Genomic DNA, 15,758 nt, shown 5'->3' with positions numbered 1-15,758 from the left:
GGGATGCCGGCAAAGCGCTAGACCAGCTTGAACGCGATGTAGAAGCCGAGCACCAGAACGACGGCGCCGATGGCCACCCACGTGCCGAGGCGCTTTTCCAGCTCGGCCCGGATCACGTCGCCGTAGCGGTTGAGCAGGACCGCGACCACGAAAAACCGTCCGCCGCGCGCCACGATCGAGCACAGGATGAACAGCCAGATGTTGTAGCCGGCAAATCCCGAGGTGATGGTCACGAGCTTGTAGGGGATCGGCGTCAATCCCTTCAGCAGGATGATCACCGCGCCCCATTCGGCATAGGACGCGCGGAAGGTTTCGACCTTGTCGCTGAGACCGTAGACGGTGATCAGCCAGTGCCCGACGGAGTCATAGAGCAGCGCACCGATGGCGTATCCGACCACCCCGCCGGCCACGGACGCAATCGTGCAGACGGTTGCAAACCACCACGCCTTCTTCGGCTGCGCCAGCGACATCGGCAACAGCATGATGTCGGGCGGGATCGGAAAGAACGAGCTTTCCGCGAAAGCGACCGCCGCCATGATCCAGAGCGCATAGGGCTTGTCGGCGGCGTTGATGCACCAGTCGTAGGTCCGTTTGAGCATGCGCGCATGAACCATCATGGAGCGGATTTGTCCATGCCGGAAACACTCGGAATTTGAGGGGATTTAGTGCCGCTTGCGCAAAGAACGGCCTTCCAGCGCGACAATTCGCCGCCGTCCTGCTGGGACTGCTGTTGCCTTGGGCAACGGCGCGATGGGAGACGTTTTCGACGACTTGACGGGCTTGGGCAGCTTTTCGGCGATACCGAGCAGGTCCTCGCGCCGCTCCATCTCGCGCCAGACGTCAGCGGGCTTCACGCCGGCCGATGCCCAGAGAACGGTGAGGTTGTAGAGCAGGTCGGCGCTCTCCCGGATCACCGCGTCGGTCTTGCCGTTGACGGCGTCGATCACGACTTCGATGGCTTCCTCGGCGAGCTTCTTGGCCATCTTGGATGGGCCGCGCTGAAACAGCCGGGCCGTGCGCGACGTCGCCGGATCGAGATCTCTGGCTGCGATAACAGCCTGATAAAGCCGTTCGAGCGAATCACTCATGCTTCGAACCTAATCCAATACCGTGCCCGGCGTGTTAACGGCCGGGCCTGCAACCATAAAAAAATCCACCGGCCGCCCGGCCGGTGGATTCATCTTTAATGGTCACGATTTTAGCGATCCCGTTCACCAGCCGTTATAATAGGGGCTGCCGTAGTAGGCCGGGCCGGGCGCGTAATAGGAGCGCCCGTAATAGCCCGGACCGCCATAATAGCCGTAGCCGTTGTCATAGTAGTAGTCGCGGCGGTTCTGGGTGGCCGCGATCGCCAAGCCCGTGCCGACGATGCCGGCGAAGGCCGCCGCTGCCGCAGCGCCACCACCGCCACCGCGATAATACCTGCGGCGCGCGCTGATGTCGGTCGCGTCGCTGGTCCCGGTCGAGGCCGTGACGCCCTTGCTCGATGGCGCCGAGCCGGCGAACGTCGTGGTCGGCGCGACTGCCGTCAACGCCACCGCTACAACCGTCGCTACCGCGCCGGCGCGGCCGATCGATGAGAACACACCTTTTCGCGCAAACATCTCAACATCCTCCGTGGGAGCTGTGGCCTGACAGGCCCTCGATAGCTAACCACTAGGGTGCACATTAGGTTCCCCAATCCGAACGGCAGCTGAACGATCTCGGGCAAAATCATGGCAGTCATCGGCCGTTCAGGTTAGAAGCTGCACAATGGCTCGCCCAAGGGCGATTCATGCCGTGAGCGACGTCATCAAACAGACATCGCCCGCGCGGCAACTTGTCCCACCTCGTGCTGATGTAATCTCGATGCGTGCGATCAGGACCAACGCCATCCGCTCTCTCCTGAGCGTTCTCCTGGCTTATCTTGCCGGCCTCTGCGCCGTGGCGGGGTTTACGACGAGCAGCGCCCGCGCCGCAGACGAACCCCGGCCTCCGCTCCAGATCCAGTTCTCGCTCGACCGGCCGATCGATGCCGCGGCGGCGCCGTTCGTGATGGCGGCCAATGGCGGCCTGTTCAGCGCTGAGGGACTTGCGGTCACGACCAACATTGCCAGCGGATCGTCGGACGCTATCGCGCGCGTCGCGGCAGGCACCAGCGATTTCGCGATGGTCGACATCAACGCCTTGATGCGGTTTCGCGACAAGGACAAGCAGGGCGGCCCCCGGATCAAGGCGGTGTTCGTGCTGTTCAACAAGGCGCCCTACGCGATCATCGCCCGCAAGAGCCGCGGTGTCCGCATGCTGTCGGACATCGAGGGCAAGACCCTCGGCGTCGCCGAGGGCGACCTGTCGGTCCGGTTGTGGCCGGCGGTGGCGCAACAGAACGGCATCAAGCTCAAGCACGTCAAACAGAGCAGCATCAGCGCCGCGGTGCGCGAGCCGATGCTGTCGGCGGGCCAGATCGATGCCGTGACCGGGTTCTCCTATCTCTCGGCGATCAATCTGCGAGACCGTGGCGTGCCGGCCGACGATCTGGCGGTGCTGAAATTCGCCGACTATGGCTGCGAGGCCTATGGCTTCGCCATTATCGTCAATCCGGCACTCGCCGCCGCCAAGCCCGAGGCGGTGAAAGGCTTCGTGCGAGCGGTGATCGGCGGCCTGTATCTCACGGTCAAGGATCCCGCAGCCGCCGCGACCGAGGTCGCCAACCGCATGGATGGCGGCGCAAAGGACCTCGAACTCGAGCGCCTGCAAACCATCCTGCGCGACAACATCCTGACCAGCGAAGTGAAACGCAACGGCATCGGCGCGATCGATCCGGCGCGCTTCGAGCGCTCGATCGATCAGGTTGCGGAAGATTTCAAGTTTCAGAAACGGCCGCAGGCGTCGGATATCTTCGACGACCAGTTCCTGCCCCCGCCCAACGGGCGGCAGATCAACTGAGCGCCGCCATCATCTGCCGGCGCCCGGGCTTATCCCTGACGCATGCGTCCATCTCACTAGTCGTCCCGAGCGATCCCGGCCTACAATGGGTAACTGAATCGCCTTGCGAGTGCCCCTCTGATGTCCATGCTGCGCCTTTACACCCGTGTCCTCGAACTGCTCGGCAAGGAGGCGCGGCTGGGCTGGATTCTCGCCGTCGCCAACCTTTTGCTGGCCGGCGCGCAATTCGCCGAGCCGGTGCTGTTCGGCAAGATCGTCGACGTACTTTCGGGCAAGCCGCAGACGGGGCCGCTGGCGACGAATTCGGCATGGCCGCTGCTGGCGGCGTGGGCGGCGTTCGGCCTCTTCACCATCGCATGCAGCGCGCTGGTCGCGCTCCATGCCGACAAGCTGGCGCACCGGCAGCGCCAGGCGGTGCTGACCGATTATTTCGAGCACATCATGCAACTGCCGCTGACCTTCCACACCGGCACTCATTCCGGCCGGCTGATGAAAGTGATGCTGAACGGCACCGACGCGCTGTGGAGGCTCTGGCTCGGATTCTTCCGCGAGCATTTTGCGGCGATCCTATCGCTGGTCGTGCTGCTGCCGCTCGCGCTCTACATCAACTGGCGGCTGGCGATCCTGCTGTTCGTGCTGTGCGTGGTGTTCACGGTGCTGACCACGCTGGTGGTGCGCAAGACCTACGGCATGCAGAGCGAGGTCGAGGCGCAGTATAGCGATCTTTCCGCCCGCGCCTCCGACGCGCTCGGCAACGTCGCGCTGGTGCAGAGCTTCGTGCGGATCGATGCCGAAGTGCAGGGCCTGCGCTTCGTCGCCGACAGACTGCTCGCCGCGCAGATGCCGGTGCTGGGCTGGTGGGCGCTGGTCACCGTCATCACCCGTGCCTCCACTACCATCACCGTGCTCGCGATCTTTACCGTAGGCATCTACCTGCACGCGCAGGGACAGACGACGGTCGGCGAGATCGTGATGTTCGTGAGCTTCGCGACCATGCTGATCCAGAAGCTCGAACAGGTGGTGAGTTTCATCAACAGCGTGTTCATGGAGGCGCCCCGCCTGCAGGAATTCTTCGACGTGCTGGACGCGGTGCCGGCGGTGCGCGACCGGCCCGGCGCGGTCGATACCGGGCGGCTTTCCGGCCTCGTCGAATTCCACGACGTTTCGTTTTCCTATGACGGCAAGCGGCCCGCGGTCGAAGACGTTTCGTTCACCGCCCTGCCCGGCCAGACCATCGCTTTGGTCGGCCCGACCGGCGCCGGCAAATCGACCGCGATCGCACTATTGCACCGCGCCTTCGATCCGCAATCCGGTATCATCAAGATCGACGGCATGGATATCCGCGCCTTGAAGCTGACCGCGCTGCGGCGGAACATCGGCGTGGTGTTCCAGGAAGCGTTGCTGTTCAACCGCTCGATTTCAGACAATCTGCTGGTCGGCAAGCCCGATGCGACCGAGGAGGAAATGCGCCTCGCCGCAACCCGCGCGCAGGCCCTCGACTTCATCGAGCGTAGCGAAAAGAAGTTCGATACTCATGCCGGCGAGCGCGGCCGCATGCTGTCCGGCGGCGAGCGCCAGCGCCTGTCGATCGCCCGCGCACTCCTGAAGGACCCGCCGATCCTGATCCTGGATGAGGCCACGAGCGCGCTCGACGCCGTGACCGAGGCCAAGGTCAACGCTGCCCTCGACGAGGTGATGAAGGGCCGCACCACCTTCGTGATTGCGCACCGGCTTTCGACCATCCGCAATGCCACCAGGATCCTGATGTTCGACAATGGCCGGGTGATCGAAAGCGGAACTTTCGACGAACTGGTCGCCAAGGGCGGACGTTTTGCGGAACTCGCCAAGGCCCAGTTCATGGTGCAGGAGAGCGCGCGCGCCGGAATCGAAGTCAAATAAGACGGGGTGAGCCAGGAACCTGGGTGAGCGCCGTCACGGTCAAATACCGTCGAATCTGCCACGATTTCGTCCACGATTTAATTGCCCGGCCCCTGTTCTGAATAGCCAAGCCGGTATAGGTTTGCATCGCCGCAAAGCAACGGCGCCGGACACGCTTGAAACCCGAACGCTAGATCTCAAGGACCTCCTTTTCGAAGGCGGGTCTCAAAGAACCGGAACGGAAAAGTGCACCTTCTTCGCCCGCTGCTTCGCAGCCCGTCGCTCACCTGGATTCTCGTTGCGGCAGCGCTCGCCGTCGTGACGCCGCGCGGTGCGCACGCCGAAGCGCTCCTGGTCGTCGAAGCCGATACCGGCAAGGTCTTGCAGGCCGACAACGCGACGATGCCCTGGTATCCGGCTTCCGTCACCAAGATCATGACCGCCTACGTCACGCTGAAGGCGGTGAAGGAAGGACGCCTCTCGCTCGACACGCTGCTCACGGTGTCGCCGGTCGCCGCCTCGCAGTCGCCGTCCAAGATGGGCTTTCCTCCGGGCACCCAGATCACCGTCGACAACGCGTTGAAGATGATGATGGTGAAGTCGGCCAACGACATGGCCGTGGTGCTCGCCGAGGGCGTCGGCGGATCGGTCGACGGTTTCTCCGGCATGATGAACCAGACCGCCCAACGGCTCGGCATGACGCAGACGAGCTACGTCAACCCGAACGGGCTGCCGGCAGACGGACAGGTCACCTCGGCGCGCGATCTTGCGATGCTGGCGCGCGCCGTCATCCGCGATCTGCCGGAGTACGAATACTTCATGCATATCCCCTCGATCCGTTACGGCCGCAGGGTGACGCAGAATTTCAACAAGCTGATCGGACGCTATCCCGGCGCCGACGGTTTCAAGACCGGCTTCATCTGTGCTTCCGGCTACAACCTGGTTGCCTCTGCGACGCGTAACGGCAAGCGGCTGATCGCCGTCGTGCTCGGCTCCTCTTCGGGGCAGCAGCGGGCGGTGCGCGCAGCGCAATTGCTGGAGCGTGGTTTCGGCGGCGGGCTTGGCTGGCTGAAGCCCTCGCTCGGCAGCGTCGACAGTCTGGTTCCCGTCGATGCGACACCGCCGAACCTCCGCGAGGAGATGTGCGGCGGCAAGCGCAAGCGTCCGGCCACAGACGAAGACCCGGATGTCGTGGCCAGCAACGGCAACGCTTCGACCGGTGAGACCGCGGTCTCATTCTTCACGGCGGGGCTACAGCACCCGATCAAGCCGGCGGATCTGCTGGCGGCCGCGGCGGAGCCCTCCGAACCCGTTCCGGTATACACCGGCCCGACCAAGACCGGCGCCGCCTTGATCGCGGCCGTTGCGGCGGAGGCCGAGAAGCAGGCGTCGTCGGCCAAGCGCGGCAAGAAATCGAAGATCGCGGCGAAGAAGCCTGATGGCGCGGCGCCAAAGGCTGAAGCCAGCGCGAAGCCGACCGCCAAGCCTGCTGCGGTCAAGCACGCGAACGCCAAGCCGGAGGCTGCCGCCAAGCCGGCCCCGGCCGCCACATCGGCCGAAAAAAAGCCGGCCACCAAACCCGCGGCCGCGAAGCCCGCAGCCGCCAGGCCTGCGGCCGTCGGGGACAAGCCGGCGCCGAAGCCGGCCAAGCCCAATGCCGCCGCTAAACCCAAGGGCGAAAACAAGCCGGCTGGTTAACGGGGCCGCAGGGCCACGTAATTAGGCAGTTTTGCTGCCGTTCGGCTGAACTATTCCAGCTCGCCGCAATGCGTCGATAGCGCACAGCCGCTTGCCATCGGCAGCTGCATTCACAATACTGCCCAAAACAAGGCGCGCCCGGCCAAGAAACAGGGAGCCATAGCGTTTTCGAGCGAAGCTAAATACCAGCTCGCATCAAGAAAACGCGTCATAACAAAAATTGGAGCACGGATCTGATACAATCAGAGCGGGCTCGAAACCAGAGGGGAATACCATGGAGCGGATCTGGCTCAAGCAATATCCGGCCGGCGTGCCCGCCGATATCGACGTCAACCAGTACTCGTCGCTCGTTGAGCTATTGGAAGAGAGCTTCAAGAAGTTCGCCGATCGCAAGGCGTTCATCTGCATGGACAAGTCGATCAGCTACCGCGACCTCGATGAGATGTCGTCAGCCCTCGGCGCCTATCTGCAGAGCAAGGGCCTGCAAAAGGGCGCCCGCGTCGCGCTGATGATGCCGAACGTGCTGCAGTATCCGGTCTCGACCGCCGCCGTGCTGCGCGCCGGCTATGCTGTCGTGAACGTCAACCCGCTCTACACCCCGCGCGAGCTCGAGCATCAGCTTAAGGATTCCGGCGCCGAAGCCATCATCGTGCTGGAGAATTTTGCCACCACGGTGCAGCAGGTGATCGCGAGAACGTCCGTCAAGCACGTGATCGTCGGCAGCATGGGCGACCTGCTCGGCTTCAAGGGCGTGATCGTCAATTTGGTGGTGCGCAAGGTGAAAAAGATGGTGCCGGCCTGGTCGATCCCGGGCGCGGTCTCCTTCAACGAGGCGCTCTCAGCCGGCCGCAGCCTGAAGCTCAGCAAGCCGCAGCTTGCCCGCGACGACGTCGCCTTCCTGCAATATACCGGCGGCACCACCGGCGTCTCCAAGGGCGCGACGCTGCTGCACAGGAACATCCTAGCCAACGTGCTGCAGAACGACGCCTGGCTGCAACCGGCGCTGAAGAAGCCGCCGCATGTCGAGCAGCTCTTCATCGTCTGCGCGCTGCCGCTCTATCACATCTTCGCGCTGACCGCGTGCTTCCTGCTGGCGATGCGCGCCGGTGGCGTCAACCTCCTGATCCCGAACCCGCGCGACATGCCGGGCTTCATCAAGGAGCTGCAGAAATATCAGGTCAACAGCTTCCCGGCGGTCAACACGCTCTACAATGGCCTGTTGAACACGCCCGGCTTTGACAAACTCGACTTCTCCAAGCTGAAGACCTCGTTCGGCGGCGGCATGGCGACGCAAAAGCCGGTCGCCGAGAAGTGGCTGAAGGTCACGGGCTGCGCGCTGTCGGAAGGCTACGGGCTGTCCGAGACCTCGCCGACGCTGACCTGCAACCCTGCCGACACCGACCAGTTCTCCGGCTCGATCGGCATCCCCGTGCCCTCGACCTACCTCTCGATCCGCGACGACGACGGCAAGGAAGTGCCGCTCGGTGAAGCCGGCGAGATCTGCGCCAAGGGCCCGCAGGTGATGGCCGGCTACTGGAACCGACCGGAAGAGACCGCGAATGTGATGACCGCGGACGGTTTCTTCCGCACCGGCGACATCGGCGTGATGGACGAGCGTGGTTACACCAAGATCGTCGACCGCAAGAAGGACATGATCCTGGTCTCGGGCTTTAACGTTTATCCGAACGAGATCGAGGAAGTGATCGCGAGCCATCCGGGCGTGCTGGAATGCGCCGTGATCGGCGTTGCGGATGCGAAGTCCGGCGAAGCGGTGAAGGCCTTCATCGTCAAGAAGGACCAGAACCTCTCGGCCGACGACGTCATCAAGTTCTGCACCACGCAGCTCACCGCCTACAAGGTGCCCAAGCAGATCGAATTCAGGACCGACCTGCCGAAGACCAATGTCGGCAAGATCCTGCGCCGCGAACTGCGCGACGAGAAGAAGGCCGCGGCCTGAAGAGGGCCCGCGGACCTCTGACATGACCGAGACAAGCGTCGCGCCGGCCGACATCCTGGCTTTCTGGCGCGACGCCGGCCCCAGCTGCTGGTACAAGCGCGACGACGCGTTCGATGCGGAAGTGCGCCGGCGCTATCTGGACTTGTGGCAGAAGGCAGCCGCCGGCGAACTATCATCATGGGAAACGAGCGATGACGGCGCGCTGGCGCTCGTCATCGTGCTCGACCAGTTTCCCCGCAACATGTTCCGCGGCGATGCCAAAACCTATGCCAGCGATGCCCGGGCACGCGAAGTGGTGCATCGCGCCATCGCGCGCGGTGTCGACGCGCGGATCGATGGCGCTTTACGGGAATTCCTCTATCTGCCGTTCAACCATTCGGAGCACCTCTCCGACCAGCTCCGCTGCATCGAGCTGACGCGCGCGGCGGGGAATGCCGAAAACCTGAAATGGGCCGAGCACCACGCCGATATCATCCGACGCTTTGGTCGCTTTCCCCACCGCAACCGCTTGTTGGGTCGCACGACCACTCCAGAGGAGCAGGCCTTCCTGGACGAAGGCGGATTTGCGCCCTGATGACGCAAGCGTGAACGACCTTTGCCGTTGCCGTTTCGAGCCGGGTCAATATTGTGCCGGCGAGCCGCAAGGGCTACAAAACAGCGCTCATTGAGGGAGAATTGACGATGACGATCCAAGTTGGCGACAAGCTGCCAGAAGCCAAGTTTCGCGTGATGACGGCGGAAGGCCCGCAGGTCAAAACCACCGACGATATTTTCAAGGGCAAGAAGGTGGCGCTGTTCGCGGTGCCCGGCGCCTATACCGGCACCTGCCACAAGATGCACCTGCCGAGCATCTTCCTCAACGCCTATGCGATCAAGGACAAGGGCGTGAACACCATCGCCATCGTCTCCGTCAACGACGCCTTCGTCATGAACGCCTGGAAGCGCGACACCGACCAGCGCGACGAAGCCGTATTCCTCGCCGACGGCAATGCCGACTTCGCCAAAGCGATCGGCATGGAGCTCGACGCCTCCGGCAACGGCCTCGGCATCCGCTCCAAGCGCTATTCGATGCTGGTGGACGACGGCGTGGTGAAAAAGCTCAACCTCGAGCCGGCGCCCGGCAAGGTGGAAGTTTCCGGCGGCGATACGCTGCTGGGGCAGCTTTGAGCTAAGCGTCCGCACAGGACACCCTTCTTCCTTCTCCCCTTGTGGGAGAAGGTAGCGGACGCAGTCCGCCGGATGAGGGATCTGTCTCCGCATAAGCGGTTTGCGTCCGCGGAGAGAACCCCTCACCCGTCTCAATCGCGCTTTTGCGCGATTGATCCACCCTCTCCCACAAGGGGAGGGGAAGAGCTACTTCCCCATCCTCTCCTGCAACCTCGCCATCGCGACACCCTCGCGCGCCAACTGATCGGCGCGTTCGTTTTCGGCGTGGCCGGCGTGGCCCTTGATCCAGTGCCAGCGCACCTGGTGCGGCTTCAGCGCGGCGTCGAGGCGCTGCCATAGTTCGACATTCTTGACCGGCTTCTTGTCCGCGGTGCGCCAACCGTTACGCTTCCAGCCATGGATCCAGCCGGTGATGCCCTGGCGCACATACTGGCTGTCGGTGGTGAGATCGACCACGCACGGCTTCTTCAGCGCTTCCAGCGCCGAGATCGCCGCCATCAGCTCCATGCGGTTGTTGGTGGTGTGCGCCTCGCCGCCCTTCAGTTCTTTCTCCTTGTCGCCGAACCGCAGGATGGCGCCCCAGCCGCCCGGGCCGGGATTGCCCGAACAGGCGCCGTCGGTGAAAACGGTGACGTGGGGCAGTTCGCTCAAGCGACAAATCCCGGCTGGTTCAGGCCGTAATCGCGCACGCTTGCGACGTTCTGGTGGAAGCGCAGCTTGCGGACATATTCGAGCGGGTCCTTCGGTTTCACCAGCGCGCCCGGCGGCACGTTGAGGAAGTCGACAAGCCGCGTCAGCAAAAAGCGCAGCGCCGCGCCGCGCGCCAGCAGCGGCAGCGCTTCCTGTTCGGCCTCGGACAGCTGCCGCTCGCGGCCGTAGGAATTGAGCAGCGCCCTCGCCTTGGTGACGTTGAAGGAATGATCCGGCTCGAAGCACCAGGCGTTCAGGCAGATCGCGACGTCGTAGGCCAGAATGTCGTTGCAGGAAAACGGGAAGTCGATCAGGCCCGACAGCCTGTCGCTGAGAAAGAAAACGTTGTCGGGAAACAGGTCGGCATGGATGACACCGAGCGGCAGGTCTTTCGGCCAGCACGCCTCGAGGTGATCGAGCTCGCGCGCGATGAAGTCCTGCAAGCCGGGCGCGACGGTGTCGGCGCGCGGTGCCGCGAGATCGAACAGCGGTCGCCAGCCCTCGACCGACAACGGGTTCTTGCGGAACATCGGAAAGTCGTGGCCCGCCAGATGCATTTTGGCGAGCGCCTCGCCGACACCGGTGCAATGCGCGGCGTTCGGCCGCCGCGGCCACATGCCTTCGAGGAAATTGATGATCGCCGCGGGACGACCCGCCAGTTCGCTGTAGACCTCGCCCTTGCGATTGCGGGCCGGCTGCGGGCAGCGCACGCCGCGCTCGGCCAGATGCGCCATCAGCGACAGGAAATACGGCAGGTCGTCCACCGCCACGCGCTTTTCGTAGAGCGTGAGGATGAAGGCGCCCTGGCTGGTGTGCATCAGGAAGTTGGAATTCTCGACGCCTTCGGCGATGCCCTTGTACGAGAGCAACTCGCCGATGTCATAACCTTTCAGGAACTCCGCGAGGTCTTCGGCGGCGACGTCGGTGTAAACCGCCATGAGAAGCCTCAGGCGGCGTCGGGTCGCAGCGAGCGCGGCAGCGGAAAGAACTCGTTCTCTTCCGCGGCCGAGACCGTCTCCACATGCAATTCATAACGCTCGGCGAAAGCGCCCATGATCTCCTCGACGATCACTTCCGGCGCGGATGCGCCTGCGGTGATGCCGAGGCTCTTGATGCCTTCGAAGCGCGACCAGTCGAGATCCGAGGCGCGCTGCGCCAGCACCGAGACAGGGCAGCCCTCGCGCTCGGCGACTTCGCGCAGCCGCTGCGAGTTCGACGAGTTCGGCGCGCCGACCACGATCAGCGCATCGACCACCGGCGCCACCTTCTTCACCGCGAGCTGGCGGTTGGTGGTGGCGTAGCAGATGTCTTCCTTGTGCGGCCCGTTGATGTTCGGAAAACGCTCTTTCAGCAGCGCAACGATCTCGGCGGTGTCGTCGATCGACAGCGTCGTCTGCGTCACGAAGGCGAGGTTGTCCGGATCCTTCGGCGTGAAGGTCTTGGCGTCGTCGGCGGTCTCGATCAGCGTCACCGCGCCCGGCGGCAGCTGGCCAACCGTGCCCACCACTTCCGGGTGGTGCGAATGCCCGATCAGGAGGATTTCACGGCCGCGCTTGAAATGGATCGCCGCCTCGCGGTGCACCTTGGTGACCAGCGGACAGGTCGCGTCCAGCGAGAAGAAATTGCGGGCCCGGGCGTCGGCCGGAACCGATTTCGGAACCCCGTGGGCCGAGAACACCACCGGTGCGTTGGTATTGTCGGGGATTTCGGCCAGTTCCTCGACGAAAATCGCGCCCTTGGTCTTCAGGCTGTCGACCACGTAGCGGTTATGCACGATTTCGTGACGGACATAGACGGGGGCGCCGTAGATGGCGAGGGCCCGCTCCACGGTATCGATGGCCCGCACCACCCCGGCGCAGAAGCCACGGGGGGAACAAAGCACGATTCTGAGGTCTGGTTTCGCTGGTGTCGACACAGAAGGCATTGGGGCTATCTCGGGGACCGAATCACCCCTAGCCGGCGGGCTGGGAACGGCCAATTCGTATAAGGACTTGGGACTGCTTTCGCCCCCTGTCAAGGCACTTTAGCAGACCATTGCGCCAAAGGGGCTGGAAGGCGTATATAGCGCCTTAATTCCCGTCATCCCCGATGACCATAGGCTTCGCCTCCGAAAGAGGTGGGCGAGGCACAAAGGAGATTTGCCATGAGCAATGCACCGCTGATGCCCAAGGCGACGGCCGTGTGGCTGGTCGATAATACGGCGCTGACCTTCGACCAGGTGGCCGATTTCACCAAAATGCACCCGCTCGAGGTCCGCGCCATTGCTGACGGCGACGCCGCCCAGGGCATCAAGGGCATGGACCCGATTTCGACGGGCCAATTGACCCGCGACGAGATCGAAAAGGGCGAAAAAGACCCGAATTATCGCCTGAGGCTTGGCGAGAGCAAGGTGGTGCTGCCGCCGGCCGCCAAGAAGAAGGGCCCGCGCTACACCCCGGTGTCGCGCCGCCACGAGCGGCCGAGCGCGATCCTGTGGCTGGTCCGCAACCACCCCGAATTGAAGGACGCGCAGATCATGCGCCTGGTCGGCACCACCAAGACCACCATTGCCTCGGTCCGCGACCGCACCCACTGGAATGCCTCGACGCTGACCCCGATGGACCCGGTAACGCTCGGCCTCTGCTCGCAGATCGAGCTCGATTTCGAGGTGCAGCGCGCGGCCAAGGAAAAGCCGGTGCCCGCGGCCTATGGCGGCGCCACCCTGCTCCCGGCTTCCGAGACCACCAAGAAGGAGCCGGAATTCGAGCCGAGCGAAAAGAAAGAGGACGACCTCAACCTCGATGCCGTGTTCGCCAAGCTCAAGACGATCGGCGGCAAGAAGCAGGACGACGACGAGGAGTAACGTTCTCAAGCCACGGCTGATATCGAGAGCGCGGCGGGACAACCTGCCGCGTTTTTTGTTTTGAGGGCGCGATCACCGCGCGGTCGGGTCGGCCGGACCGGCGGCAGCCTGTTCACGCGAGAGCCGCGCGATGTGCTGCAGAAGGTCGTCGGCCAGGAACGGCTTGAGCAGGACCGAAATGCCCTGCGCGGCAATCGGCTCCACCACTTCCGACCGGATGTCTCCGGTCATGACGATGGCCGGGATGCTTCGGCCGAGAGCAGCCCGCAAGTCACCGATTGTCGTCACGCCGTTTGTCGAGCCCTGAAGATTGTAGTCGCATAACAGCAAGTCGGGGCGGATTTCCTGACGATGGACGCGCGTCAGCGCGTCGCTTGCCGTTGCGACCACGATCGCCTCTATGCCGCGCGCTTTCAGCAGGCGGCTGATCGATGCGCGCACGCTCGCCTCGTCCTCGACGACAAGAATGGTACCGCGGAAGTCGCCCTTCTCATATCGCGGCTTCTGCGCCCGTTCGCGCCTGCCGCCGTTCCCGTCGCCGCGCGGGATCTCGATCGTAATGACGGTACCCTTGCCGGGCGTGGAATGTGCACCGATCGGATGATCCAGCATCTCTCCCAGACGCCTGACGATCGCCAGACCCAACCCGAAACCGCCGCGCTCCGCTTCGGGCGAGCCCTGATAGTATTCCTGAAAGATGTGCGGGAGCTGATCCTGCGTAATACCGATGCCGCTGTCCCAGACTTCGATCCGGACCTTGTCGCCCACCCGCCGGCAACCCAGCAGAATCCTTCCCCGATCGGTGTACCGCAGCGCGTTCGAAAGCAGATTTCGTATCATCGTCTCCAGCATGCGCTTGTCGCTGCGGACCAGGAGCGCGGAACGCACCATGCACCACCGTAGGCCCCTGTCGGTGATGGCATCGGAGAAGTCGGCCGCCAGGGAATCAAATATCTCAGTGATCGCAAAGTCGCTCATTGACGGACGAAGGCTCCCCGCCTCGAGACGATTCACATCGAGCAGGCTCGACAGAATGCTGGACATGGTGTCGAGAGATCGCGCCATCTTGTCGACAAGCTCGCGCCCCTCGCCGCCCGTGAGGTGCAGCCCAAGCGCTCCTTGCAGAAATCTCAGCGTTTGCAGCGGCTGTCGCAAATCATGGCTGGCAGCCGAAAGGAAGCTGGATTTCGCCCGGTCCGCCAACGCCGCTGATTTCCAGGCGCGGGAAATCTCTCCCTCGAACCGCTTCCGCTCCGTGATGTCGGTCATCAGGCCACCGATGCGTATCGGCTTCCCGGCCGAGTCGACGCGCGTGATGGCAACCTGCTCCAGCCACACTTCGCCGCGCCCGTCCGGTCGGATGAATCTGAAGGCAATCGAATGAGAGGGGTCGTCCGGGCGGACCGTGCCCAGGCGAGCCGCGACAGACGGATAGTCAACGGGATGGACCTGTTTTATCCAGTTCGCACCGTTGATAAATTGCTGTGGAGCAAGGCCGAGAACTTCAGCCGCATTTCGGCTTACCTCGATCAGATCGGTCTGGAGATCCCAGTCGAAGGTGATCACACCGCCGGCCCGAAGCGCTTCCTCCAGCCGCTGTTCTCTTTCGAGGATCGCGAGTTCGTGTACTCGTCGCTCGTTGAACAGCGCTGCGAGAACAAGCGCGCCGAACGAAATGGCCAGAATGCTCGCCTGAGCCGACAGGGTACGCTCCTCGAACGACAAACGCACATCGCCGAAAATTCCGAGGGAGAATGTTGTCGCCCAGACAATCGAGATCGCGCACATGAACGCGGCAACGGCGGTAAAAGCAGGGCGGACACGGGCGGCGATCCACACGAACAGCGGACAGAGCAAGGCAATCATCAGTTTGAGTGTCCAGGACTCATCCGGCAAATTGACTCGCAGTGCGCAGACGGCAGCCACGATCGCAAGCGCGAAAATCCCCTCCACAATTTCGCGCTTCGGCGGCGCATTGCGCAGGAACGATGCGAGGCCGATCACAAGGGGGGCAACGACAATGGTCCCCACCGTCTCGGAGACGAGCCAGTGACTCCATGCCTTGACGGGCGACGCGGCCGGGGCATGAAAGAGCACAAACCCGAGCATGCCGACCAAACCGCTGATCATGGCGGTAATGATCGTCGCGGCGAACAGTCCAAAGACGCGACGCAGTTCATTGAGTTCGAATGGGGCACCGCAAAATCGCTGGATGAGCCCTGAGACGATGAGGGGACCGCTGGCATTCGCCACTGCGAAAAACACGGTGCTGGCCAGATTGCGGTCGCCGAGCAGATTGGCTGCGACAGTGGCAGCGGCCACCCCGATGACGACCGGCCACCGCACCGCCGGACCGAAGGCCACCAAAATACCGGTAGCCACGCCCGCAGCCGGCCAGAACACGGCGACGCCGTCGGACTTGTCGAGCAGAGCGAAGCTGAAGCGCGCGGCGAGGAAAAAGGCGATCGCGACGGCGACCGACACGGCCCACGGCTGCCAGGTTTGGCGCACCGGCGCCGGGGACACATCAGTCGTAGCAACGTCCAACGCCATTGCCTTGCCCACGAAGCATTAGATTTCAGCGCATCGGCCCTGTCGTCC

General features: G+C 63.5%; 14 protein-coding genes. 7 read left to right on the top strand and 7 right to left on the bottom strand.

Annotated features, from left to right (window positions below; translation table 11 throughout):
- Positions 1 to 17: 17 nt before the first annotated feature.
- From CQ12_RS09430 to CQ12_RS09420, 3 genes are all read right to left on the bottom strand, one after another.
- Positions 18 to 599: a YqaA family protein gene (locus tag CQ12_RS09430; protein WP_057835108.1), complete on the bottom strand. Its 582-nt coding sequence runs from the start codon at positions 597 to 599 to the stop codon at positions 18 to 20.
- Positions 600 to 662: 63 nt separating this feature from the next.
- Positions 663 to 1,088, bottom strand: a complete 426-nt coding sequence (hisE, locus tag CQ12_RS09425) for a phosphoribosyl-ATP diphosphatase (protein ID WP_057835032.1) — start codon at positions 1,086 to 1,088, stop codon at positions 663 to 665.
- Between the two features lie 123 nt (positions 1,089 to 1,211).
- Complete coding sequence (locus CQ12_RS09420; RefSeq protein WP_057835031.1) at positions 1,212 to 1,604, bottom strand: hypothetical protein; 393 nt, start codon at positions 1,602 to 1,604, stop codon at positions 1,212 to 1,214.
- Between the two features lie 244 nt (positions 1,605 to 1,848).
- On the opposite strand from CQ12_RS09420, the gene CQ12_RS09415 reads away from it, so the two are divergent.
- The 6 genes from CQ12_RS09415 (at position 1,849) to CQ12_RS09390 (ending at position 9,625) form a co-directional block, all read left to right on the top strand.
- On the top strand, positions 1,849 to 2,925 hold the full coding sequence (locus CQ12_RS09415) for an ABC transporter substrate-binding protein (protein WP_057835030.1): 1,077 nt from the start codon (positions 1,849 to 1,851) through the stop codon (positions 2,923 to 2,925).
- A 120-nt stretch (positions 2,926 to 3,045) separates the two neighbouring features.
- The gene (locus CQ12_RS09410; RefSeq protein WP_057835029.1) at positions 3,046 to 4,824 is read left to right on the top strand and encodes a glucan ABC transporter ATP-binding protein/ permease; all 1,779 of its coding nucleotides are present in this window, start codon (positions 3,046 to 3,048) and stop codon (positions 4,822 to 4,824) included.
- Between the two features lie 225 nt (positions 4,825 to 5,049).
- On the top strand, positions 5,050 to 6,501 hold the full coding sequence (locus CQ12_RS09405; RefSeq protein ID WP_057835028.1) for a D-alanyl-D-alanine carboxypeptidase family protein: 1,452 nt from the start codon (positions 5,050 to 5,052) through the stop codon (positions 6,499 to 6,501).
- Between the two features lie 274 nt (positions 6,502 to 6,775).
- The gene (locus tag CQ12_RS09400) at positions 6,776 to 8,458 is read left to right on the top strand and encodes a long-chain fatty acid--CoA ligase (RefSeq protein WP_057835027.1); all 1,683 of its coding nucleotides are present in this window, start codon (positions 6,776 to 6,778) and stop codon (positions 8,456 to 8,458) included.
- A gap of 22 nt (positions 8,459 to 8,480) precedes the next feature.
- Positions 8,481 to 9,032, top strand: coding sequence for a DUF924 family protein (locus tag CQ12_RS09395; protein ID WP_057835026.1), 552 nt, complete (start codon positions 8,481 to 8,483; stop codon positions 9,030 to 9,032).
- A gap of 107 nt (positions 9,033 to 9,139) precedes the next feature.
- Positions 9,140 to 9,625, top strand: coding sequence for a peroxiredoxin (locus CQ12_RS09390; protein WP_057835107.1), 486 nt, complete (start codon positions 9,140 to 9,142; stop codon positions 9,623 to 9,625).
- Positions 9,626 to 9,811: 186 nt separating this feature from the next.
- Here CQ12_RS09390 and rnhA read toward each other — a convergent pair whose 3' ends face one another.
- Genes rnhA through ispH form a run of 3 tightly spaced genes read right to left on the bottom strand, consistent with a single transcriptional unit; the run spans position 9,812 to position 12,239 of the window.
- Positions 9,812 to 10,276: a ribonuclease HI gene (rnhA, locus tag CQ12_RS09385; RefSeq protein ID WP_057835025.1), complete on the bottom strand. Its 465-nt coding sequence runs from the start codon at positions 10,274 to 10,276 to the stop codon at positions 9,812 to 9,814.
- A complete protein-coding gene (locus CQ12_RS09380; RefSeq protein WP_057835024.1) occupies positions 10,273 to 11,253 on the bottom strand; it encodes a homoserine kinase in 981 nt (326 codons plus the stop codon). Before CQ12_RS09380 ends, rnhA begins: the two co-directional genes overlap by 4 nt.
- An 8-nt stretch (positions 11,254 to 11,261) precedes the next feature.
- Entirely contained in the window at positions 11,262 to 12,239 is a 978-nt protein-coding gene (ispH, locus tag CQ12_RS09375) for a 4-hydroxy-3-methylbut-2-enyl diphosphate reductase (RefSeq protein WP_057835023.1), read from the bottom strand.
- A gap of 219 nt (positions 12,240 to 12,458) precedes the next feature.
- On the opposite strand from ispH, the gene CQ12_RS09370 reads away from it, so the two are divergent.
- The gene (locus CQ12_RS09370) at positions 12,459 to 13,157 is read left to right on the top strand and encodes a DUF1013 domain-containing protein (protein ID WP_057835022.1); all 699 of its coding nucleotides are present in this window, start codon (positions 12,459 to 12,461) and stop codon (positions 13,155 to 13,157) included.
- A gap of 72 nt (positions 13,158 to 13,229) precedes the next feature.
- On the opposite strand, the gene CQ12_RS09365 is transcribed toward CQ12_RS09370, so the two are convergent.
- Positions 13,230 to 15,641: an MASE1 domain-containing protein gene (locus tag CQ12_RS09365; RefSeq protein ID WP_198164105.1), complete on the bottom strand. Its 2,412-nt coding sequence runs from the start codon at positions 15,639 to 15,641 to the stop codon at positions 13,230 to 13,232.
- Positions 15,642 to 15,758: the final 117 nt, after the last annotated feature.

This window comes from Bradyrhizobium jicamae, assembly GCF_001440395.1.
GTDB classification, from domain to species: Bacteria; Pseudomonadota; Alphaproteobacteria; order Rhizobiales; family Xanthobacteraceae; genus Bradyrhizobium; species Bradyrhizobium jicamae.
Note: the sequence above shows the minus strand (reverse complement) of the source record. Positions and strands in the feature narration are given on the sequence as shown.

Coding starts and splice junctions, on each gene's coding strand:
- CQ12_RS09430 (WP_057835108.1), bottom strand. CDS start 599: ATGCTCAAACGGACCTACGACTGGTGCATCAACGCCGCCGACAAGCCC.
- hisE (WP_057835032.1), bottom strand. CDS start 1,088: ATGAGTGATTCGCTCGAACGGCTTTATCAGGCTGTTATCGCAGCCAGA.
- CQ12_RS09420 (WP_057835031.1), bottom strand. CDS start 1,604: ATGTTTGCGCGAAAAGGTGTGTTCTCATCGATCGGCCGCGCCGGCGCG.
- CQ12_RS09415 (WP_057835030.1), top strand. CDS start 1,849: ATGCGTGCGATCAGGACCAACGCCATCCGCTCTCTCCTGAGCGTTCTC.
- CQ12_RS09410 (WP_057835029.1), top strand. CDS start 3,046: ATGTCCATGCTGCGCCTTTACACCCGTGTCCTCGAACTGCTCGGCAAG.
- CQ12_RS09400 (WP_057835027.1), top strand. CDS start 6,776: ATGGAGCGGATCTGGCTCAAGCAATATCCGGCCGGCGTGCCCGCCGAT.
- CQ12_RS09395 (WP_057835026.1), top strand. CDS start 8,481: ATGACCGAGACAAGCGTCGCGCCGGCCGACATCCTGGCTTTCTGGCGC.
- CQ12_RS09390 (WP_057835107.1), top strand. CDS start 9,140: ATGACGATCCAAGTTGGCGACAAGCTGCCAGAAGCCAAGTTTCGCGTG.
- CQ12_RS09380 (WP_057835024.1), bottom strand. CDS start 11,253: ATGGCGGTTTACACCGACGTCGCCGCCGAAGACCTCGCGGAGTTCCTG.
- ispH (WP_057835023.1), bottom strand. CDS start 12,239: ATGCCTTCTGTGTCGACACCAGCGAAACCAGACCTCAGAATCGTGCTT.
- CQ12_RS09370 (WP_057835022.1), top strand. CDS start 12,459: ATGAGCAATGCACCGCTGATGCCCAAGGCGACGGCCGTGTGGCTGGTC.